Source organism: Streptomyces incanus, from assembly GCF_042656345.1.
Lineage (GTDB): Bacteria > Actinomycetota > Actinomycetes > Streptomycetales > Streptomycetaceae > Streptomyces > Streptomyces incanus.
This window is the reverse complement of sequence record NZ_JBHSPC010000096.1, coordinates 24546-45600: the sequence shown is the minus strand read 5'-3', so window position 1 is coordinate 45600 and position 21055 is coordinate 24546. Positions and strand designations below refer to the sequence as shown.

The following is a 21055-nucleotide window of genomic DNA, read 5'->3' as shown; positions in this document are numbered from 1 at the left end:
AAACGACCCATACCACATCAACGAACCCAAGCCCCGGAAGCAACCCGTAAATACGCGACGCCTCCTTACGTAGGCCTGTGAGCTTCCCTCACTGTGCGAGAGGTGCTGACTAGCTGGTCAGGGCGGGTTTGCGGGGTTTCAGGTTCGCTCGTTCGGCCGTTACCTGGTCGGCGTAGCACTTCTCCTCGAACTCGATGGGACTGAGCCAGCCGAGCTTCTCCTGGATGCGGCGACTGTTATAGAAGCCGTCGATGTACTCGAAGAGCGCGAGGTTCGCCTCGGCCCTCGTTGCGAAGGTGCGCCCACCCAGCCCCTCGGTCTTGATCAGCATCCACAGGTTTTCCGCCAGGGCGTTATCGTATGAGTCCCCGACGGAACCCATGGACGCCTGCACTCCCGCTCGCACCAAGCGAGTTGTGAGCTTCACAGACGTGTACTGACCAGGTTCAACCAGTGGTCCGCGTGATGGATCGGTGTGCCGGGGTCGGGCTCGCGGGAGGCGAGGGCGTACTCCAGGGTGGTCAGGACCAGGTCGGCATCCGCGCGGGCGGAGGTCTCCCAGGCCACCGACCCGGCGGGAGAACGCGTCGCGGATCGCGGACAGCCACAGCGGGCCCTCGCCGGTGGGCACCATGGTCAGGTCGGTGACCCACAGCCGGTTCGGCGCGGGCGCGGTGAAGTCGCGCCGGACCAGGTCCGGGGTGGGCATGGCCTTCGGGTCCCGGCGGGTGAAGCCCTTGCGGCGCGGACTGACGCCCGCGAGCTCGGTCTCACGCATCAATCGCTCCACCCTCCCCCGCAAGCGGGGGCACCCCAGCGGCCGACCGCCACGCCTTCGCGCTTGAGGACGGCATGGACGCGGGGCGAGCCATAGATTCCGCCGGAGTCGGTGTGGATCTGCCGGATCCGCCCGGTCGGCACGGCGTCCTGACACGTGCGCGCGCACGGCTCGCGCTCGGCGCGGCGCCGGCGGTAGTAGGTGAAGGAGGCGATGTGCAGTTCCCGCAGGACGCACTCGACTCCCAGGTGCGGATGCTCCTCGAGGAGCGCCGTCACCTGGGTCGGGTCGGGTCGAGTTGCGCCGCGAAAAAAGCCGAGGCGGTGCGCAGGACTTCGTTCGCGCGCTTGAGCTGGGCGTTCTCCTTGCGCAGTGCGGCGAGCTCGGCGCGTTCATCGGTGGTCAGCCGGTCGTCCCGCTTGCCGGCATCGGCCTCGGCCTGCCGGATCCAGCCACGCAGGGCCTCGGGATGTACCCCGAGCTCGATGGCCAGATGCTTGATCTGGGGCTTCGGGGCGGAGGTCCGGTACATCCGCACCGCACGCTCGCGCAACTCCAGCGAGTACTTCCTGGGGGCAGCCATGATCGACGTTCCTCTCATGAGAACCATCTGGCCCTCTGCCAGCATCCTCCGCATCCCGGGGGAACCTCAGCGGACCAGCTCTCGTGGAACCTGGTCAAGGTCGGCTCCCCGCCATGCAGCGGCCCCTATCAGCCAATCTGTATGTGCCTCTCGATCGGGCGCACCGACGCCGCCTCCGCGGAGTCAGCCAGGAGACCAGGTGAACGTGCTGCTGGTAGCGAGCAGAGAGTGATCGCCCGCGATAATTGTGTAGTCGGCCCTGGTAGCGTCGCCAAACGCTTGATCACGGGCGGCCGTGAGGGTTGCCATGGGGGCGAAGAGGGAGAGCGACATGCGTGTGGCCACGTCGGTAGGCGGGGTCCTGTTGGCGGCAGTCCTGGTGGCGGGCTGTAGCGGCGGCAACGGTGACAGCCGCGACCAAGACAAGAACGGGTTCGCTCAGCCGAGCCAAAAGGCGAAGCCGCTCGCTGAGCTGAACGTACCGTCGGCCTACGACCCTGCCAAAGGCTGGGACGCAACCTTGAACTGGGTTCCAGGCGTGGTGCGGACGATTCCCGTGACCGCCGCACCGCGCTCCGGTGTGATCGCCATGCTGCGCGTCGCCTCGAACGGCTACACCGTCGAGGCGAAGGCCGCCGACACCGGCGAGGCCCGCTGGCTCTCCGAACCCTGGAACCCGCCCACGCCGGTCGAGGGTGCGGAGGGGGACGCGGGGTCCGGTGAGTTGGGAGAAATCCCGGATGTGACGGCGGTCGAGCAGGACGGGCGTGAGTACGTGCTTGCGTACGCGCACGGAATGCGGGGCAGAGACTCTCTCCACGAGGGGGCGGAGGTGGTGCGGCTCGCCGTGTACGCCGCCGACGCCTCGGGCACCTCGGTCAAGCCGCTGCGGGAGATCGATGTCCCCGTCTCGACGGACCCCGGTGAGGTGCGTGTGGGATCGACTGGTGGGCGGGTCCTCGTCGTCTGGGGTGGGAATGAGGCCTTTCCCCGCTCGGCTGCGGTGGTGGACGTGGCGACCGGAAAGGTCGACTCGTACGAGAAGCCGGACGGGCTCCTTTCCCAGTGTGCAACGACGGTGGCGTGTTCCAGCACCCGCGTGATGGCAGCCACGCCGGATGGCCCGCTGGTAAGCATGGGTACCGGCGGTTTCGGCATCCCGGGCCATTGGTTCAGCGACGATGTGCGCCCGCACGGCCTCGAAGCGAAGACGGGCATTGTCGGTTCCTGGAATGGCGATGCGTACGGCGTCGCCGACGGCAACCTTCTCGTCGGCTGGTCGACGGGCGGCAAGTTCGGCGCTCCGAACGACCCGCTGTGGTCGGTGCACGATGTGCGAACGGGCAAGCTCCGGGCCAGCATGATCTGTGCGCATGACGTCGCGGACTCCAATGAAGCTCGCGACTACCCCGTGATTACTTCGCCGGACGACCGCTACCTGGCAGCCGGGCCTGTTGTCTTCGATCTGAAGCGAGGCAAGGGCACCTGCCTGGAGGGTGACGGCGACCGCAAGACGATCGCGCTCGCCGCGATCCGCGACGACGGCACGGCCTACGGGGCGGTCCTGGGGAAGTCGGCGGCCAGCGGATCGGAAGCGGTCATTGCCGAGCTGGACCTGACGACCAGCACAGGTGAGCCGAAGGTTCTCGGTGCAGGCGTGCGCGTTCCGTACCTCACCAGCGTGAACGGGTCGGGCCTGTTCCTTGATCGTGATGACGATTCGAGTGTGCGGGTTTCGCTGCGGCGTGAACGTTGACACCCGCATCTCCGGTTGCACGGTGAGTGGCCCTACCGTGACCGTGCATCCACTGAGCGCTCCCCATATCCGCCGAGGCATAGCGGGCGGTCCAGTGTGCCGGCGCCACTGATCTCCTCTGTTCGGGCTCTACTGGGTGATGTCGCGCCACCATTCGGCGACGCGGCTGTCCATCCAGTAGAGCATCTCGGCTTTGCCTGTCGTGCTGTCGGAACCGCCCTGGCTGTTGTCGATGGGCCAGCGCTTCTCCTTGAACAGATGGGAGGAGATACGGCTGAGGGCCGCGTGTTCGTTGCTTTGCTGGCGTTCCTGGAGTCCGGAGCGCTGGATCACCTCCGTGAAGGTGATCTTTTCGTCGGGCCGTTCGGCGGTGACCTCGAAGAGCGCGCGGACGCCGGGAAGGTGGTTCACCCTGCTCCACAGCAGCGAGACCTGCGCCTTCGTCCACAGCCCTTGGCGTCCGAGGTCGACGACGACGTCGGTTCCGTCGATGTCGGCGAGCAGGCTGTTCAGCTTGGTGTGGAGTGATTCGACGTCGGCGAGTGCGGCCACGACCGCCGCGCGCATGGTTGGGTGGTCCATGACAGAGCCCTCGGTTTCGACTTCGTAGACGAATCCGTACGTCTCTGACGGTATGAACTCGTCCACGAAACCACAAAGGTCCGGAGGATGATCAGCTCCGCCGTCCGAGAGCCGCGCCCAAGAACGGGTGCCATTAACGAGCGTGTCACCAGCCCCAAATGGCGATGTTCTGCCTGGTGAGCGCGCTCTATGCTGATCTCAAGCGTTGTCGCGGGCGCGTTCGAGGACTCGGTACACCGTCGCGCGGCTGACGCTGAACAGCTCGGCGAAGGTGGCTAGGATGTTGAAGAACATCTTGCCCATCGGGTCGGCTGGGTCGTAGAGAGTGCCGCCCAGCGAGAGCTTGACGCCGCGGGCGGTGAGGGAGTCACCGATGTCGCGGGCGTCGGGCACGGAGCGGGCGAGGCGGTCGAGCTTGGGGACGACGAGGGTGTCGCCGGCCCGTACGGCGGCCAGCGCCTAGTCGAGCCCGGGGCGGTCGCGGTTGGTTCCGGTAAGTCCGTGGTCGAGGTAGATGCGGTCCTCTGCGACGCCGAGGCCGAGCAGGATGCCACGCTGGGCGGTGAGGTCTTGTTCGTCGAGCGAACACCTGGCGTAGCCGATGGACTCATTCACGGCCCCGAGTGTACGGATAGCCCCCGCTGACCGTACGGATCACCGGACACCTTAAATGAGACGGCGATCTTGCAGGTCGCGGTTTCCTGCCGAGCAAGATCGCGTCTGTTCGCTGAGGGATCCTCTACCGAACACTTCTACGTCCTAACGCTTCGAGTCCACCCGGGCCAGAGCCCCGGCCGCCCTCACGCGGACGCCGCCGTCGAGGGTGGTGTCGTCGGCGAGGCGGGCGAGCAGGGCCGCACCGGCCTCCCGGTCCACCCCGGCCAGAGCCCTGGCCGCCCCCACGCGGTCGTAGCCGTCGAGGGTGGTGTCGTCGGCGAGGCGGGCGAGCAGGGCCGCACCGGCCTCCCGGTCCACCCCGGCCAGCTCCTCGGCCGCCCCCACGCGGTCGTAGCCCTCGAGGGTGGTGTCGTCGGCGAGGCGGGCGAGCAGGGCCGCACCGGCCTCCCGGTCCACCCCGGCCAGCTCCTCGGCCGCCCCCACGCGGACGCTGCCGTCGAGGGTGGTGTCGTCGGCGAGGCGGGCGAGCAGGGCCGCACCGGCCTCCCGGTCCACCCCGGCCAGAGCCCCGGCCGCCCCCACGCGGTCGTAGCCGTCGAGGGTGGTGTCGTCGGCGAGGCGGGCGAGCAGGGCCGCACCGGCCTCCCGGTCCACCCCGGCCAGAGCCCCGGCCGCCCCCACGCGGACGCCGCCGTCGAGGGTGGTGTCGTCGGCGAAGCGGGCGAGCAGGGCCGCACCGGCCTCCCGGTCCACCCCGGCCAGAACCCCGGCCGCCCCCACGCGGACGTAGCCGACGAGGGTGGTGTCGTCGGCGAGGCGGGCGAGCAGGGCCGCACCGGCCTCCCGGTCCACCCCGGCCAGAACCCCGGCCGCCCCCACGCGGACGCCGCCGTCGAGGGTGGTGTCGTCGGCGAAGCGGGCCAGTTGGGCGGCGGTGGAGCGGAGAGGGAGGTTGGTCCTCAGGGTCACCTGTGTGATGAGGAATCGGCAGGCTTCCCCTCTTCCGTGTGCGGTGAGTTCTTTTACGTAGTGGGTGGTCTGGGTGGCGATGCGGTCTTGGGGGGTGAGGAGTCCGTCGAGGAGGAAGCCGAGATAGGAGGCGTCCAGGGTGGGCGGTGCCAGTCGGCCATCGGCAGGATGACGGGACGCGATCAGGTCGTGCAGGATTTGGGTGCGGGCCTGCTCGTCGCGGGTGGCGTGGCGGGCGGCGTGGTATTCGAGGAGGGTCTGGTGGAGGAAGTCGAAGTCGTTCGCGCGCTGGGCCAGGATGCCGGTGGGCCGCAGGAGATCGCCCAGGAATGAGTACCAGAGGTGCTGTGTCACCTTCTGCGGGCGGCTGGCCTGCAGGTGTGAGGCCAGTATTTCGACGGCGGGCGCGGTGCTGCCGTTGATCCTTTCGTGGGCGAGGTGGTCGATCAGCTCCGGCAGGTGATCGCGTACTTGTCGGGCGGCCTGTTCGGCGGCCTGGTCGTCCCTGGGGAGCTGGTGGCGGTCCTTCAGCTGGCGGATGGCCTCGTCGTGGGTGTTCTTGATGTTCTTGTGGGCATTCTGCTCGTAGATCAGTTCGACGAATGACCGGTAAGCCCCGGTACGTCCGTCGGGCAGGGGACGGGTGGGATCAGCCGCGTAGAGCTGGCACAGCAGGGAGGCCATCAGCGGGGTGCGGGCCAGGACCTCCAAGCGGGTGCGCACAAGCCCGCCCATGAATGCCTTGGCGTGGCGGCCGGGGTCGTCCAGGGGGCGGAACCAGCGTGTGGCGTAAATGAGCAGGTCGTCGGGGGAGAAGGGCTGTAGTTCGTAGCGCGGCACGGGCCGGCCCAGTGCGCCGAGTTCTCCTTCGGGCAGGGGGCGGGTCGCTACGACGAACCGATACGGTCCTGTCCCGGCCGCGGCCGTGTTGGCGAGCATCGTCAGAACAGCGCTGCGGGTATCGGTGTCGGGGATCTCGTCGAGGCCGTCGACCAGCACCAGCCAGGACACCCCGGCGCGTGGCGGGTGGCGGAAGAAGTCCGCGCCCGGTTCGTCGAGCAGCCCGGCTTGGCGCAGGTCGCCGGTTACGGTTCTGGCGAGGGCCGTGGGTAGGGGGTCCGTGCCGGTCAGGGCAGATGCGCTCACCAGGACCGGGATCGTCTTCCCGGTGGTGCCGCTCAGCCAGTCGTCGGCGGAGTCGGCCACGTGAGCGCGGAGCAGCGTGGATTTGCCGCCGCCGGGTCCGCCCAGCAGCACGCACGTCGCAGCGTTTTCCTGGAAGACCTCGGTGGCGGGCATCACGGGGACGGTCTGGTTTCCACGTGCATGCGCGTTGCCCGGGTTCGGGCTGTCCTGGTCGTCCGCTGCCGGGGCATGAGTCTGTTGGTGCACGTAGACATCGGCGAGCGCGGGCAGATTGGGGGCGCCCGGGACGCCCGGATAGGGATGCTGTCTGGCGGCGTTGCGCGCCGCCGTCAGGTAAGCGGTCAGCAACGGGGCGTTGACGGGTGTGGGGGTGCGGGGTTGGGTGTCTTTGGCCTGTTCCCAGTGGGTCTTCCACAGTGTCTCGGTGGCCATCCAGCGTGCTGTTGCCCGGCCATGGGAGGGACCTTCAAGGGTGTCCGCCGGCGGCTGCCCGGACCACTCCAGCAGCACCCGGACCAGGGCCCACAGGGAGCGGAAGTCCTTGGCCGGGCTGCCCGTTTCGAACCAGCCGCCCACCGTGGTGGGCCCGAGCTTCGCCAGCCCGGCCTGTTCCAGTCGGCGGTTTGCCGTGTCGATCGCCTCTGTGCGGGTTCTGCCCCGAAGCGCCGTCTGCTCCAGTTCCCGCAGTGCCGCGCGCAGCGCCTGCCGTCCCGCGTTGAGGTTCGTCTTCTTGCTCACCGCGCTCCCTTCCCCTCGCCCCGGATCCGGCGGATCCGCTCGGAGAGGGACCGGATACGTGTATGACCTGGTCTTTTGTCGATGCCGTCCGCTCGGTCCGGCAGGTCTTCGCCGCCCGGGGCCGTTCTTGTGGGATGGCCCTCGTGCCGTTCGTCGGACGGCGGCACGGACGGAGGGACTGTTATGGACGTCATCGCCTGGGGCCTGGTGCCCGTGGCCGGCATGCTGGTCGCGGCCACCGCGGCCGTGCTGATCGTCGGCCTCGCGCTGAAAGGCACCGCCTCGCGGGACCGCGCCAGGGTCCTCAGCGCTGTCGCCGAGGTGATCCGCGCCGTGCGGGGCCGCAGGTGACGGCCCGCCATCGGCCTCCGCGGTGTCGGCCGGGTCCGCGTCACCGGACTTCCCCGGCCGCGGCGCGGGTGCCGATGTCCAGCCGGGCGCCCAGGTCAAGGCGGACCTCGCCGTAGGGGCGGACGTGTTGCCAGAACAGCGGGGTCAGGCCGCGCCGGTCGGCCGGGCCGAGCAGCCCGACCCACCGGGGTTCGGCCAGGACGTCCTGGAGCATCAGGGTATTGACGTACACCAGCGACGCCTGGAGGATCCGCGGGCATAGCGCGGCCATCTCCACCTCTTCGCGCCGGTTGGTGGAGATCTCTCCGCCCTTGCCGTAGTAGATCACCGCGTTCGCCGCGTTCCACGACTCCACCACGTTCAGCCCCTCCTCGATCTCCCGCTGGAGATCCCGGTCGCGCAGGTAGCGGGCGACAAAGCAGGTGCGCTGGGCGCGGCCGATCTCCAGCATCGCCTGGTAGGCGGGGTGGGAGGCGGCCCGGGTGAAGCGGGAGAGGATCGCCTCGGTGGAGGCGGTGCCGGTGCGGATCGCGGTGGCGTACTTGATGACCTGGTCGTAGTTGGCGTTGATCACGTCCCACCGGATCGGCCGGGTCAACGCCGCCTGCAGGTTCGGGTAGGCGCCGGGCTCGCCGGCGTTCGGCCGGTACAGCCGCACCCGGTTGATCTGCTTGATCCGCGGCAGCAGGTCCACGTTCAACAGCCGCGTCACCCCAAAGCCGATTTCGGACTGGCCATGGCTGTCCACATAGTTGCCTTCGACGCTCATCGTGGTGCCGTGCCGGATGGCGCCCTCGACCATCGCCGCCACCTCCGAGGCGGAGGCTCGCAGGGTCTGGGAGTGCACCACCACCGAGCCCCGCTCGACGTGCCAGTACACCAGGATGCCCCGGCCGCCATAGCGGGAGTGCCACTCGGTGAACAGGTTCTGGTCCCACGAGCGGAAGTGCGTGGAGTCCGAGGCCACCGCCGTCGACCCGGAACCCCACAGCCCCGCATCACGGGCGGCGAAGGTGGCATTGGCGATCTCGATGGCGATCTGCCGGGCCGCCTCCGGGTTCAGGTAGCGGCGGCGGACGTAACGGATCTCCTCCTCGGTATGGCCGTGCGCGCCGCCGGCCACCGACCGGATCCCCGCATTGGTCCCATAGGCGTAGATCGCGAGCATCAGCCGCTCGGCGAGCACCTCGGGCGCCAGGTGCCCGCTGCCGGCCACCGCGGCGACCGCCTTCACGCAGCCGGTGCGCAGCACCGCCTCCTTGAGCATGTCGATCAGCGGCACCGCGTTCCACCGGCGGCTCACCTCGCTCTTGACCCGGCGCAGGTTGCGCGGCTCCTCCTGCGCTTCCGGCACGGTGAACTTGATCGCCCCGGCCTTGAACACCGCGGAGTTCAGCGGCTTGCGCAGCTCGCCGTAGTGCTCGGTGCGGCGGGCCTCGAAGTCGCGTGGCAGGTCCTCGTCCGGGTTGCGCCACCGCCCGGCACCGACCACCCACACCTCCTTGCACCGCAACTGCTCACGCAGGGCCTGGAAGGTGGCCACCTCGTACACCATGCGCACGATCCGGCGCCGGCCGCGCCGGTCCGCCCGGTGCACCAGCTCCGCCCACTGCCCGGTGGTCCCGCGATGGATCGGCGCCACCTCGTCCAGCGGGTAGTAGGTGGTGTTCCCCGCCTTCGCGTATCGCTGCACGAGCTTCAGTGCGTCGATGACCGGGCGGTACGCAAAGTTGTTGGAGCGGAACTTCAGCATGCCCAGCAACTCGATCAAACCCTTGCGGTAGTGGTTGGTGTACGACGCCTTCAGCGTGGTCTGTACCGTCCGCCGATATACCGGCCCCTTCGTCTTGTACTCGTGCACCAGCTCCCTCAGCGTCTGCTCACCGCCCCGCACGGCCGGGAAGACCACCTCGCGCACCTCGCCGTCCGGCTCGGCCAGCGACGCCTCGGCGACGGCGAACAGGATGTTCTCCTTGCCCGACACCCGCTTGAAGGCGTTGATCAGCTCGTTCGTCACCTTCCGCTCGGCGCGAGCGCCGATCCGGTGCACCGTGGCGATCAGCAGATCCACCAACGAGTCGATGACCTCGCGCTCCCGCTCCACCAGCAGCGCGGACAGCAGGGTCACGGCCGCCTCGTCCGACCGGCGCCGCAGGTGAGACGGCGATTCGACGGTTGCTCGCTGCCGCCAGGAGGCCAGCACCTTCGGCGCCACATCGGCGAACAACGACGCGGGCAGGCCGATCGCCTGGATCGCGGTCAGCTTGCGGATCTCCCGCAGCATCGACTCCAGGCTGACGTTGCCCGGCATCGCCCTGACCAGGGACAGCACCGATTCGCCGCCCCCTGCCTCGACGCCGTCCCGGTCATCTTCGGCATCGTCAGCGGCGGCGACCAGGGCGAGGACCCGGGCCCGCACCTCCGCCGTCAGCCGGGCCGCGATGCGCCCGAACCAGGCCTCCTCCGCAGTGTGCAGGGCCGAGCGGACCATCCGGGTGATCCGGTCCGGCGTCGGCAGCTCGATGGACTCCCCGCGGCGGTGCTTCAGCAGCTCCTCGCGCACCCGCTCGGCGTTCCGCTCCGCATGCGCGACCTCGGCAGCCAGCCAGGCCGTCAGCTTCTCCGCGTCCTGCACCGAGCACACCCGGAACCCCAGGTGCTCGCGTATCTGGGCCCGGTGGTACTCGATCGTGCTGCCGGCCCACTGATAGGAGTCGAACTCCGCAGCTGACACCTTCATCTGCCTGGCGACGAAGGCGACCACCTCGTCCGGGAACTCCGCCCGCCCCCTGGGGAACCGTCCGTGCTGCGTGTAGTGCTTCAGCAGCAACGCGAAGCCCAGCCGCGTCGCGCCGCGCTTGCCCGCCACGAGTTCCAACTCGTCATCGAGCACCGTCCAGTGCTCGACCAGCTCGTCCATTCCCACCGACCGCCGCCCCATGGCCGCCCATCATGCCGAAGCACCCCAGGAACGAACGGCAGATCCATCAAAACTCCACCGATTTGGGGCTGGTGACACGTTCGTTAATGACACCCCAAGAACCAAGAAGGACCGGTACGAGACGAGCCTGTTGCCTCGTACCGGTCCTCTCGTCTCCCGCCCAGGATCAGCTGTCCTGAGTGCCGTTCGTGGACCACTCGTTGGCGAAGTGCTCCATCTGCTTCAGGACCAGGTCGATGGCCTCCGGGGCCTCGTCCGGCGGGTAGTTGCGGCGGGCCAGGAGACGCTTGATGGCGCTGCGGAGGCGGGCGCGGACTGGCTCGCGGGCGATCCAGTCCGGCTTGAGCTTGCTGCGGACCTCCGCGACCAGTTCGCGGGCGATGCCGGCCAGCACCTCGTCGCCCATGACCGAGCGTGCCGTGCCGTGGTCGGCGACCGCGTCGTAGAAGGCGAGCTCGCGCCAGTCCAGCGGCGGCTCGAACTTCTCGCCGCGCCGGGCGTCCTCCATGACTTCCTTGGCCATCTCCACGAGCTTGGCGATGAGCTCCGCGCTGGTGCACTGCTGCCGCATGTACCGGACCATGAGGTCCTGCAGCCGCTCGGAGAACGTCGTGCGCCGGACGATGTTGTGCCGGGTCACCTCGCGCATCTTCCGCTCGATGAGCCGCCGCAGGGCCTCTGCCGCCAGGTGGGGGGTCTCGCTGCTCTGCAGCTTTGCGACGAGCGCGTCGTTGAGGTGCGTCAGGTCGGCGGTCTCCAGGCCGGCCTCGGCGAGCAGGTCGGTCACCCCACCGGTCTCGACGACCGAGGACGTCAGCTGCGCCAGGTACAGCTCGACGTCGCGGGCGACGGGAAGGCCGCGGGCCTCGCGGTTCATCGCGTCGATCTTCGCCATGTAGGCGCGGACCTCGACGAGGAACTGGATGTCCCGCCGCCAGGCCGGATGGTCCGGGAAGCGTTCACCGATGTCGGTGGAGCTGCCGCAGAGCGCGTAGAAGCGCTCCAGGCGGTGGGCGTGCTCGCGGTAGCGCCGGCCGAGCGTCTGACGGGGATCGTCGAGGGTCTCGGGGTTGTTGCCCGCGGTGGCCGGGTCGAGGAGGTAGTTCGCGGCCCGGAGCGCGGCATCGATGAACGCCGTCTTGGAGGGCATGTCCAGCCGGGCCCGCCAGGCGAAGCCGCGGAGGAGGTCGTTGAGGATGTCGTACTCGTTGCGCAGCTCGTCCAGCGCCCGGTCGAGGTCCTGGCCGAGCGTACGATCCTGCTGGTCGGCGTCGGTGTACTCGGCGATCGCCCGCTGGAGGTTCTCGGTGAGAGGCGCGTATCCGACGAGGAGCCCGTCCTCCTTGCCTCGAAAGCGGCGGTTGACGCGGGCCAGGGCCTGCATCAGGCCGGCGCCCTTGAGCGGACGGTCCAGGTACATGGTGTGGACGGGCGGCGCGTCGAAGCCCGTCAGCAGCATGTTGTTGACGATGAGCAGTTGCAGCTCGTCCTCCGGGTCCTTGGCCCGGTTGATGACGGTCTTGCGGCGGCTGTCGCTCAGGGCGTGGGCGAGCAGCCGCTTGCCGTCCTTGCGCGTGTTCGACGAGAACACGATCTTCATCGCGCCCTTGTCGACCTCGTCGCTGTGCCACTCGGGCCGCAGCTCGCGCAGGGCGTCGTACACGCTGACGCAGATCTCGCGGGTGGCGCACACGATCATCGCCTTGCCGGCTGCGCCGCCCGTCTCGGAGACGCCGACGAACGGCTGCATCGCCGTACGGCGCGTCTCCCAGTGCTGTACGAGGTCGACGGTGAGGTCCCGGATGCGGGCGGGCGCGCCGTACATCGCGTTCATCGTGGCGACGGCCTGCTCGACGCGAGTGCGCTCAACGTCGTCGAGGCCGTCGGTAATCCGGTCGGCCTCCTCGTCGATGGCCGTCGGGTCGACGTCCCTGTCCATGATGAGCTGGATGACCCGACTCTCGTGGAAGACCTTGACCGTTGCCCCGTCGTCCGCGGCCCGCTTGAGGTCGTAGACATCGATGTAGTCGCCGAACACGTCGCGCGTGTTGCGGTCGGCCTCGGAGATCGGCGTACCGGTGAAGGCAAGGAGCGTGGCGTGCGGGAGCGCGTCGCGCAGGTGGCGGGCATAGCCGTCGAGGTTGTCGTAGTGGCTGCGGTGCGCCTCGTCGACGACGACGATGATGTTCCGGCGGTCGGAGAGAAGCGGGTGGTCCGCGCCGGACTCCTTCTCCTCCTTGGTACGCCCGAACTTCTGCAGCGTCGTGAAGAGGATGCCGCCGACCCGCTTGGCCGCGAGCTTCTCGCGCAGCTCGCTCCGGGTGAGGACCTGCTTCGGCTCTTCCGGGAGGATCTCACTCTCCAGGAACGTCGAGTACAGCTGGTCGTCGAGGTCGGTGCGGTCCGTGATGACGACGACCGTCGGGTTCAGCAACGCCGGGTCCTTCATCACCATGGTGGTGGTGAGGACCATCTCCTCGGACTTGCCCGAGCCCTGCGTGTGCCAGACGACGCCAGCCTTCCCGTCGCTCGCGGCGGCCACGCGTACGGCCTCGGCGGCGCGGGTCACGACGTGGTACTGGTGCGGCTTCGCGATCCGCTTCATCCGCTTCGACGGGACGAAGTTGACGAAGGACTTAATGAGGGCGAGGAAGCGGTCCTGCGTGAACAGGCCGTGCAGAGCCAGGTTCTGGCCCGATTCCCTTATGCCCTCGGCGGCGAACGGCTCGACGCGCTCGCCCAGCTCGTCCGTGTTCCACGGCGCAAAGTGCTCGTACGGGGTGAACGGCGTGCCGTACTTGGCGGTGATGCCGTCCGAGACGAGGACGACCGCGTTATAGCGGAAGGCGGTCGGGAACTCCTGCACGTAGCGGGCGACCTGGGAGTGAGCGTCCTGGAGGGTCGCGTCCTCGTCGCCCGCACGCTTGAGCTCCAGGACGGCGAGCGGCAGGCCGTTGACGTACAGGACGACATCGAAGCGGCGCCGCTTCTCGCCGTCGATGGCGGTGACCTGGTTGAGGACGCGGTACACGTTCCCGTCCGGGTCGTCGAGGTCGACGAGCCGGATGGTGGGGTTGTGCTCGGCCCCGAAGCCGTCGGTGTACGTGACGGACCGGATGCCGACGGTCAGGTAGCCGTGGGCGGTCCGGTTCTCCTCGTACGTGTCCTGGGAGGCGGGCGTCGCGGCAACGCTGACCGCGTCCCGGACGGCGTCCGGCGGCAGGTCCGGGTTGAGCCGCTCGATGGCCTCCCGGAGGTCCGGGTAAAGGATCAGATCGTCCCAGGACTTCCGGTGCCCGGAGCCGACCGCGAACTCGTTGCCGGGGCCGGGCACCCAGGCGAGCTCGGCCAGCTCATCGAGGGCGAGGGACTCCCAGTCGGCCTCATGAGGACGGTGGTTCGTCCTGTCGTCGGGAGCGTCGCTCATACGTGGTCCTCGACAACCTTCTCGGCGTCCTTGACGCGGAGGCGGCCGGACATGAGCTGGGGGAGGAGGGCACCGCGGAGGGCGGCAAGGGTGACGTTCTCCGCGGCACGGCCACGGCGCAGCTCGAAGAGGTCGCGCGCCTTCGCGGTGAACCCCTGCATAGCGTTTTCCGTAGGGATTCGCAGCCGCAGTGAGTGGGCACGTTCACGGTTGAGTCCCGGCACAGCAGAGTCAGAGTTCATGTGCTCAAGGCCCAGGCTCTTGAGCGCAAAGTACATGTATTCCAATGACGTCCGATCTCCCTTAGGAGAAACGTAGAAGGTGGTGTCGATAGGGAAGAAATCCGTGTCCGACCAGTACACGGCGCCCACGGTTCCCTTACGGCCAACGATGACCCCCGGACCCTTTACTAGGGCCTCGGCATGGTGACCGCCGGTGCCTCCGCTGCCAAATACGGGGATGTCGCCTGGGGTACGCTGAACTGACGGCAGGGCCTTTCCGTACCTGAGTTCAACCAAGTCGCCGACGGTCGAATCTTCCTGCGCGGAGGAGGATAGTAGCCGAAACTCCTCCGTTCCGAGGTTTAGAGCTCGCACCGAAATGACTTCGTTAATGGAGATCTTGTCGTCCAGTGCTCCGAGAGCGGACGAAATGGCCTCCTGTTCCCGCCTCGACGGCAGGTTGATCGGAATTTGCTTGATATAGTTCCGGTTGAGCATTGGTTGTGCAGCGCCGGAATTGTATCCGGAGAAATCGATCCCTCCGAGGAGGTAATAAACGAAGCGTGGATCGTTTCCAAGGAAATCGGTGACATATAGGGAAGTGTTGAGTGGCCAGAAGTCCACATTGCAATACGTCGCGTGCCCCATCGACGCACCAGCACGCCCGATAACCACTCCTGGCGCTTTGGTGATCGCCGTATCGTGCAGACCGCTTGGTCCAGCTGCTCCGACTACGGGCACGTTCCCTGAGCGACGTTGCTCAGTGGGGAGATCGTGGCCGCGTTGAAGCTTGACCAACTGGTCCAGAGTCGTTGCGCGCCACTCAGACATGGACCACCCTCCCCAGCTGCTCCCGCACCGTCTTCTCGAGTTCCGCTGACTTCTCGAATAGCCCGAGGAGTTCCTCCGTTAGTGTGGCAATCCGCGCGCCCACCGTATCCGCGTCCTCTTCTTCCGCCGCGACAGACCCTACATATCGGCCTGGCGTCAGGATGTACTCGTGCTCCCGCACCGTCGCCAGGTCGGCCGAGAAGCAGAACCCCGGATCGTCCTCATACGTCAGCCCCTCGGCCTGCGCCAAGGCCGTACCTCGCCATGCGTGATAGGTGTTGGCGATTTTCGCGAGGTCTGTGTTCGTCAGTACGCGTTCCGTTCGGTCAGACATCTTGCCCATCGCCCGGGCGTCAATGAACAGAATCTCGCCACGCCGGTCGGCCAGTCCCTTTGCGCCCTGCGGGGACTTGTCCTTGGTCAGAAACCACAAACACGCTGGGATCTGCGCCGTTCGGAAGAGCTGGGACGGCAACGCGACCATGCAAGCCACCAGATCCGCCTCCACCATCGACTGGCGGATCTCGCCCTCGCCGCTCGACTGGGAGCTCATCGAGCCGTTGGCCAGGACGATGCCGGCCGTCCCCCGCTCGCCCAGCTTGGAGACCATGTGCTGGAGCCACGCGTAGTTGGCGTTACTCTTCGGGGGGACGCCGTACTTCCAGCGGGCGTCGCTCTCGTCCCGGGCCCAGTCCTTGATGTTGAACGGCGGGTTGGCCATGACGAAGTCGGCCTTGAGGTCCGGGTGCTTGTCGTCGGCGAAGGTGTCGCCCCAACGCGCCGCCAGATTGCCGTCGATACCGTGGATCGCGAGGTTCATCTTAGCCAGGCGCCAGGTGCGCTCATTGAGCTCCTGGCCGTAGACCGCGATGTCGGCCTTGTGGCCGCGCCCCCGGTGCGCCTCGATGAACTTGCTCGCCTGGACGAACATGCCGCCCGAACCGCACGCCGGGTCGTACACGCGCCCGTTGTACGGCTCCAGGATCTCCACGATCAGCCGGACCACCGACTGCGGGGTATAGAACTCGCCGCCCCGCTTGCCCTCCGCACGCGCGAAGTTGCCGAGGAAGTACTCGTACACCTCGCCCAGCACGTCCTGCGCCGGCTTGTCCTCTGTGCCGCCGAAACGCGCGTCGCTGATGAGGTCGACGAGCTCGGCCAGGCGCTTCTGGTCGACGTTGTCACGGTTGAAGATCTTCGGGAGGACGCCGGTCAGGGCGGCGTTCTCCCGCATGACCGCGTCCATCGCCTCGTCGAGGAGCTTGCCAACGCCCTGGCTCTTGGCGTTGGCCGCGATCCAGGACCAGCGGGCGGTCTCCGGGACCCAGAAGACGTGGGCGCCGGTGTACTCGTCGCGGTCCTCCAGGAAGTCACCGATCTGGTCCTCGGAGATGCCGTCCTCGGCGAGCTCCTTGGCCAGTTCGTTGCGACGCTCCTCGAAGGCGTCGGAGACGTACTTCAGGAAGATCAGGCCGAGGACGAACTCCTTGTACTGCGCGGCGTCGATGGAGCCGCGCAGCTTGTCGGCGGCCTTCCACAGGATCGCCTGGATCTCCTTGGGCGTAGAGGCGCTGAACAGCTCCTCCTGCTCGGTGGGCTTCTTCTTGCGCGGGGGCATGAGGTGGGCCGCCTCCTTCAATGGTTGGTTCCGGTGAGGCCGGGAAGATCGGGCAGGTTCTGGATGGTCAGGGTGCCGTCGGTCATGCCGGCGGCGGTGATGCGGGCCAGGTCGTCGAGGGCCTCGGACTGCTGCCGCAGCAGCTCCGCCCGGCGCTCGATCTCGGCGAGCACGGCCTCGTACCGTTCCGCCTCCTCGCGCCCCAGGTCCGGGACGCTCAGATCCTCGATGCCGCGCGAGGCCCGTACGGCTCCGCTGGTACGGCCATGGTCGGAGGCGGCGGCCCGCAGGAGCGCCGCCAGTACCCGAGGCCGGACCGGAGGGTCGGCATCAGGGTGGATGCGCAGGACCCGGGCGGGGGTGATCACGACTGACAGGCCCTCCGCGTCGACGTGGACGCCGAAGCGCGGGCTGGTGGTGACGACGAGATCACCCGGCTCGGTGAACTGGGCATGCTCGTACGCCGTGAGGACCAGGCCCCGGTCGATGCGGCGGCTGCCGAACCGCGAGGCGCCGAGGATCTCCTCCGGCCCGATCACCGCGTAGTGGCCGTCGGAGGAGAGGTGCTCGGGGGCGATGCGGTGGCCGGGGCGGCGACGCAGACGGCGGTCCTTGAGGAGCCGACGGACGGTCGTGCGGCGCACCGGCTGGTCCTCGGGGCGGAGTACGGCCCCGGTCTTCAGGGGGCCGTCGACGCCGGCCCAGCGCGTCGCCCCCTCGTCGAGTTCGGCGAGGTGCCGTTCCACGTCGGCGATGCGGACGGGGCGTTCCACGACGACCCTGGTGTACCGGGCCTCGGGGGAGCGGTGCTGAGGGGTGAAGGCGGAGCCCGGCCGGTCGTCGAGTTCCTTCGCGGGTACGACGGCCGCGTTGCGGAGCTGGTGGCGGCGGTCTCCGCGCCATCCCGAAGCCCGCCAGATGGCAATATCCTCGGCGAGCACGTCGAGGACCGGCTCGGTGAGCGGCTGGGTGGAGTAGTCGGCAAGGAGGACACGGCCCGCGCGCTCGTCCTTAGGAGTACGGGCAAGGAGCCAGACAGCGGTGCGGTAGCCGGGGCGGTAGGCGAAAGCTCCGTCGGGCAGGCTGATCGCCGCCTTGAGGAGGCCCTCGTCGAGGAAGAAACGGCGCAGCCGGTCCGCGTCGCCATGCCGGGGCAGTGAGCGGACGAGCGCGTCGGCCGGGCCGAGGATGACGGCCGTCGAACCCTCGGCGAGGTAGTCGGTGAGGTCCTGGACCCGTTCCAGGACCTGGCGTGTACTTCGGGTCTCGCCCGCCTCGTACGGGAGAGCGCATACCAGCACGTCGGGGTTACCCCAGTCGTCCGTGGCCAGCTCCTCGCCCTCAGCCACGTCGAGCGAGAACTCGAACACGCCCCGGACGAGCATCCGGCGCCGGACGAGACGGGCGAGCGTCGGATCGGGCTCGGCCGCGAGGTAGGTGTGGCCGGAGTCCTCGGGCACGGCCGTGTGCAGGGCAGCGAGCAGGTCGCCGCTGCGGGCGTACGGGGTGGCCAGGACGGACTCGTCAGGCAGGGTGCCGACGCCGGCCAAGGCCGCGAGGGCGCGGGCCACTGCCGGGGTGGGCTCGTCGGCGGCCAGGTCGTGGGAGCCGAGGCGACGGCGGGCCTCCAGCACCCAGTCGAAGGCTTCGGCGGGGGTGTAGGCCGCCTCGGTCAACTCGTCGGCGAGCGCGCCCAGGGCCGGGCCCAGGTGGTCCGGGTCGGGGACGGCCCGCAGCTCGGAGAGAAGGAAGATGTCGTCCGCGTCGAGGTCGGCGGCCTGAGCGAGGAGGTCGCCCCAGACGCACTCCCCGACGGGTGCGTCGTACTGCTGGCGCAGGCAGATCAGGGCCGTCAGCGCGCCCACCAGTACAGGTGCGGGGAGGCCGGAGGACCGCCAGGCGGAGAGGGTGTGCAGGGCCGCCTCGGCCTGCAGGCGGCGGGGCTCGGTGTTGCCGCGGCCGGTCCGGATCAACCAGTCCACAACCTCCCGGGCATCGAAGAGCGGGCTGCCGCCCTCGCGGATCACCGGGGCGGGGAAGTCGGGGTGGCGCCGGCTCCAGGTGGTGGGGACAGGTCGCTTCACCTGGGCGAGGGCGGCGATCTCGGCGTAACCGATACGCCAGGCCAGCGAGCCGGGCAGGATGGGGGCGCCGTCAACCGGTGTCGGGCTGCTCATCGGTCCCCCTCCCGTGGACTCTCGCGGATGTCCACGGAGCTCCGTGGAATCACGTCCGCCGTGACGGTTCCAGGGAGCCGCCGACGACGGACGGCAGAAGCCTACCGCCGATCAAGAGAAGATCTATTGATCGCCTGGTAACCCCTCTTATCAAAATGGAGAAATCGATCCCTTCGTGGGGAGTGACAGGTTTCCCTCATTCACAGGCCGATCGCGTGACGACCACGCGATCCCCGGAAGCAGGGAGCTCCGTCATGACCGGCACGTCCCCAATACAGCCAGGTCCACCTCACCCCGGCCCTGGCAGGCCCCGTGCCGCCGCCGATGCCGCCGGCCCCCGCACGGGCCGTCCCGGGCGAAGGCGTGACTGACCCACGGCGTGACGGCATTCGGCGCCCTGATCGTCAGCGTGGCGATCGGCAGCCCCGACGACACCGAGGACAAGGCCGGCCGGGAGCGGCCCGCGCCCACCATCACCACGTCCTCCCGGGCCGCCGAGAACACGCGTGCACCCGAGCCGCCTGCGAAGCCCGGCCAGGCGCCCTCCTTCGAGGGTGACGGTCAGTACCTGGTCGGCGAGGACATCGCGGCCGACACGTACAAGACCGCCGGCCCGGCGGACGGCCTCATCCCCAACTGCTACTGGGCCCGGCACAAGGACGCCTCCGGCGAGTTCTCGTCGATCATCGCCAACGGCAACGTCCAGGGGCAGACCCGGGTGACCGCCCGCAAGGGCGAGTACCTGGAGGTCAAGGGCTGCCTGCCATGGAAGAAGGCCGGCTGAGCCACCGAGCCGGGCTTCTGTCTCGCTCCGCCCCGAAGCGATCGCCCCCCCTCGTCCCGAACCGGAGGAACCGTGGGCCGCCGCTCTCCCCTCGCCCGTCCGCCCAGCCCCACGTCCCGTGGCTGGCGGGGGATCGTCATCGACCAGGTGACCAAGGCTGTGCCCGGGCTCGTCGTCCTCGCCACCGACACCTACGTGTACAGGAAGCACGCCTCCATCAGCTTCCTCGCCACGACCGGCCACACCGGGCTGCGCGCGCACCTCTACCCGGAGCACCTCGCGTGCCCCCGTACCCGCGTCACCTTCTCCGAACTATGCCCGTTCCAATGGGAGTTGAAAAATGTACTCGCTACACGCCCCGGCAACCCCGTCGAGGTGCGCGTCGACAGCCTCGACGCGCACCGCTACCTCCGCGCCTGGCAGAACGGCGGTACCCGGATGCCGGAGGGGTACGAGACAGGGCTGCGCTCCCGGGGCCGCACGCCCAGCCTCGTCCAGCTCCAGATGTGCGTCGAGTACGCCCCGAACCTGACGTTCGTCCACGAGAAGGCCCACATCGGCAACGCCCTGAACAAGGCCGCCGACTCCCTGGCCAAGCTCGGCCTGCGCACCGTGCGCGGCATCGTTCCCCCGGATGGGATCCCGCGGCTCGCCCCCTGTGGGCTGCCGCGACGCTCGACGAGTACCGCCGCACCCCCGACGGAAGGACCATCCGATGACCACCCCTCCCGAACAACCCCGAAGCGCCCCGCCGCCGCCTCCGGAACCGCCCGCGTCCGGGGGCGAAGGGCCGCCTCCCGCTCCTGACGCTCCGGCGGCCGGTTCACGTTGGGCCCGGCTGTCCCGCCCCGCGGTTCTCGCCGTCGGCGTGGTCCTCGGTGCCGCTGTCACGGGCGGCTGCTGGCTGATCGTCTCCTTGATCGGCGGCGACGCGTCCTCCGCCGAGAAGACGTTCAATACGAGCGGCACGCTCACCCTCGCCGACTCTCCCCTCTCCTTCCTTGATGAGGGAGAGGACTGCACCGGGCTGGACGGCTACTCGGACATCCAGCGCGGTGCGCAGGTCAACGTCACCGGCGCGGACGGCACTCTCGTCGCCACCGGTGAGCTGGAAGGCGGGAAGAAGGCCGCGCTGGGGTGCGAGTTCTCGTTCACGATCGAGGGGATACCTCAGGGCTCCAAGTTCTACACGGTGGAGGTGTCCCACCGCGGCGGCCTCACCCAGACCGAGGACGAACTCCGTTCCGGAGAACTCACGTTCACCCTCGGCGACGACTGAACGACGACATCGGCGACGGGCTGTCGGGCCACCGACGCATCTACGTGCCGGCCGGGCAGCGACGATCACCATCGTGACGAGACCCTGGCCCCAGAGGTACGGCTCTGTCGAGCAATCCGGTGCCAGGGCCCTCGTCGCGCCAAGGAGGTGAGAAGGAAGGCGGCGAAAAGCTCAACTGCAGTTTTAGAAAAGCAAGTTGATAACCCCGGTTACCAGTAAGCCGTAGAGAATCACTCTCACTTTCTCCCTAACGTTC

Annotated in this window: 16 protein-coding genes and 1 pseudogene; 5 read left to right on the top strand and 12 right to left on the bottom strand. The window is 68.6% G+C overall.

Annotated elements, in window-relative coordinates; translation table 11 throughout:
• Positions 1–109 precede the first annotated feature (109 nt).
• The 4 genes from ACFP2V_RS28460 to ACFP2V_RS28445 all read right to left on the bottom strand — a co-directional run bounded on the left by ACFP2V_RS28460 (position 110) and on the right by ACFP2V_RS28445 (position 1361).
• Complete coding sequence (locus tag ACFP2V_RS28460) at positions 110–331, bottom strand: IS3 family transposase (protein WP_381218169.1); 222 nt, start codon at positions 329–331, stop codon at positions 110–112.
• 92 nt (positions 332–423) lie between these two features.
• The gene (locus tag ACFP2V_RS28455; protein WP_381218168.1) at positions 424–567 is read right to left on the bottom strand and encodes a hypothetical protein; all 144 of its coding nucleotides are present in this window, start codon (positions 565–567) and stop codon (positions 424–426) included.
• 210 nt (positions 568–777) lie between these two features.
• Positions 778–1056 carry a transposase gene (locus ACFP2V_RS28450; RefSeq protein WP_381218167.1) on the bottom strand — a complete coding sequence of 93 codons (279 nt, stop codon included), beginning with the start codon at positions 1054–1056 and terminating at the stop codon, positions 778–780.
• On the bottom strand, positions 1053–1361 hold the full coding sequence (locus tag ACFP2V_RS28445; RefSeq protein WP_381218166.1) for a transposase: 309 nt from the start codon (positions 1359–1361) through the stop codon (positions 1053–1055). The genes ACFP2V_RS28450 and ACFP2V_RS28445 overlap by 4 nt, the downstream gene beginning before the upstream one ends.
• A gap of 331 nt (positions 1362–1692) precedes the next feature.
• On the opposite strand from ACFP2V_RS28445, the gene ACFP2V_RS28440 reads away from it, so the two are divergent.
• Positions 1693–3117: a hypothetical protein gene (locus tag ACFP2V_RS28440; protein ID WP_381218165.1), complete on the top strand. Its 1425-nt coding sequence runs from the start codon at positions 1693–1695 to the stop codon at positions 3115–3117.
• A gap of 129 nt (positions 3118–3246) precedes the next feature.
• On the opposite strand, the gene ACFP2V_RS28435 is transcribed toward ACFP2V_RS28440, so the two are convergent.
• The 3 genes and pseudogenes from ACFP2V_RS28435 to ACFP2V_RS28425 form a co-directional block, all read right to left on the bottom strand.
• Positions 3247–3699, bottom strand: a complete 453-nt coding sequence (locus ACFP2V_RS28435; protein ID WP_381218164.1) for a hypothetical protein — start codon at positions 3697–3699, stop codon at positions 3247–3249.
• Between the two features lie 198 nt (positions 3700–3897).
• Positions 3898–4314: pseudogene (locus ACFP2V_RS28430) on the bottom strand (recombinase family protein).
• A gap of 144 nt (positions 4315–4458) precedes the next feature.
• Positions 4459–7170, bottom strand: coding sequence for an NACHT domain-containing protein (locus ACFP2V_RS28425; RefSeq protein ID WP_381218163.1), 2712 nt, complete (start codon positions 7168–7170; stop codon positions 4459–4461).
• A 183-nt stretch (positions 7171–7353) separates the two neighbouring features.
• Between ACFP2V_RS28425 and ACFP2V_RS28420 the strand changes: the two genes are divergently transcribed.
• Positions 7354–7521, top strand: a complete 168-nt coding sequence (locus ACFP2V_RS28420; protein WP_381218162.1) for a hypothetical protein — start codon at positions 7354–7356, stop codon at positions 7519–7521.
• A 40-nt stretch (positions 7522–7561) separates the two neighbouring features.
• Here ACFP2V_RS28420 and ACFP2V_RS28415 read toward each other — a convergent pair whose 3' ends face one another.
• The 5 genes from ACFP2V_RS28415 to ACFP2V_RS28395 all read right to left on the bottom strand — a co-directional run bounded on the left by ACFP2V_RS28415 (position 7562) and on the right by ACFP2V_RS28395 (position 18736).
• Positions 7562–10462 carry a Tn3 family transposase gene (locus ACFP2V_RS28415; protein WP_381218161.1) on the bottom strand — a complete coding sequence of 967 codons (2901 nt, stop codon included), beginning with the start codon at positions 10460–10462 and terminating at the stop codon, positions 7562–7564.
• Between the two features lie 166 nt (positions 10463–10628).
• Positions 10629–13889, bottom strand: a complete 3261-nt coding sequence (locus ACFP2V_RS28410) for a type I restriction endonuclease subunit R (protein WP_381218160.1) — start codon at positions 13887–13889, stop codon at positions 10629–10631.
• Positions 13886–14941 carry a restriction endonuclease subunit S gene (locus tag ACFP2V_RS28405; protein ID WP_381218159.1) on the bottom strand — a complete coding sequence of 352 codons (1056 nt, stop codon included), beginning with the start codon at positions 14939–14941 and terminating at the stop codon, positions 13886–13888. The genes ACFP2V_RS28410 and ACFP2V_RS28405 overlap by 4 nt, the downstream gene beginning before the upstream one ends.
• On the bottom strand, positions 14934–16559 hold the full coding sequence (locus tag ACFP2V_RS28400; protein WP_381218158.1) for a class I SAM-dependent DNA methyltransferase: 1626 nt from the start codon (positions 16557–16559) through the stop codon (positions 14934–14936). Before ACFP2V_RS28400 ends, ACFP2V_RS28405 begins: the two co-directional genes overlap by 8 nt.
• Positions 16560–16576: 17 nt before the next feature.
• Positions 16577–18736, bottom strand: coding sequence for a DNA methyltransferase family protein (locus ACFP2V_RS28395; protein WP_381218157.1), 2160 nt, complete (start codon positions 18734–18736; stop codon positions 16577–16579).
• A 379-nt stretch (positions 18737–19115) separates the two neighbouring features.
• Between ACFP2V_RS28395 and ACFP2V_RS28390 the strand changes: the two genes are divergently transcribed.
• The 3 genes from ACFP2V_RS28390 to ACFP2V_RS28380 all read left to right on the top strand — a co-directional run bounded on the left by ACFP2V_RS28390 (position 19116) and on the right by ACFP2V_RS28380 (position 20799).
• Positions 19116–19520: a hypothetical protein gene (locus ACFP2V_RS28390; RefSeq protein WP_381218156.1), complete on the top strand. Its 405-nt coding sequence runs from the start codon at positions 19116–19118 to the stop codon at positions 19518–19520.
• A 72-nt stretch (positions 19521–19592) separates the two neighbouring features.
• Positions 19593–20327 carry a ribonuclease H family protein gene (locus tag ACFP2V_RS28385; protein WP_381218155.1) on the top strand — a complete coding sequence of 245 codons (735 nt, stop codon included), beginning with the start codon at positions 19593–19595 and terminating at the stop codon, positions 20325–20327.
• 61 nt (positions 20328–20388) lie between these two features.
• Positions 20389–20799, top strand: coding sequence for a hypothetical protein (locus tag ACFP2V_RS28380; RefSeq protein WP_381218154.1), 411 nt, complete (start codon positions 20389–20391; stop codon positions 20797–20799).
• The last annotated feature ends 256 nt before the right edge of the window (positions 20800–21055 follow it).

Excerpts from the sequence above, each read along its gene's own strand:
- ACFP2V_RS28405 (WP_381218159.1), bottom strand. The coding sequence starts at position 14,941 with ATGTCTGAGTGGCGCGCAACGACTCTGGACCAGTTGGTCAAGCTTCAA.
- ACFP2V_RS28415 (WP_381218161.1), bottom strand. The coding sequence starts at position 10,462 with ATGGGGCGGCGGTCGGTGGGAATGGACGAGCTGGTCGAGCACTGGACG.
- ACFP2V_RS28420 (WP_381218162.1), top strand. The coding sequence starts at position 7,354 with ATGGACGTCATCGCCTGGGGCCTGGTGCCCGTGGCCGGCATGCTGGTC.
- ACFP2V_RS28440 (WP_381218165.1), top strand. The coding sequence starts at position 1,693 with ATGCGTGTGGCCACGTCGGTAGGCGGGGTCCTGTTGGCGGCAGTCCTG.
- ACFP2V_RS28445 (WP_381218166.1), bottom strand. The coding sequence starts at position 1,361 with ATGGCTGCCCCCAGGAAGTACTCGCTGGAGTTGCGCGAGCGTGCGGTG.
- ACFP2V_RS28435 (WP_381218164.1), bottom strand. The coding sequence starts at position 3,699 with ATGGACCACCCAACCATGCGCGCGGCGGTCGTGGCCGCACTCGCCGAC.
- ACFP2V_RS28400 (WP_381218158.1), bottom strand. The coding sequence starts at position 16,559 with ATGCCCCCGCGCAAGAAGAAGCCCACCGAGCAGGAGGAGCTGTTCAGC.
- ACFP2V_RS28395 (WP_381218157.1), bottom strand. The coding sequence starts at position 18,736 with ATGAGCAGCCCGACACCGGTTGACGGCGCCCCCATCCTGCCCGGCTCG.
- ACFP2V_RS28460 (WP_381218169.1), bottom strand. The coding sequence starts at position 331 with ATGCTGATCAAGACCGAGGGGCTGGGTGGGCGCACCTTCGCAACGAGG.
- ACFP2V_RS28410 (WP_381218160.1), bottom strand. The coding sequence starts at position 13,889 with ATGAGCGACGCTCCCGACGACAGGACGAACCACCGTCCTCATGAGGCC.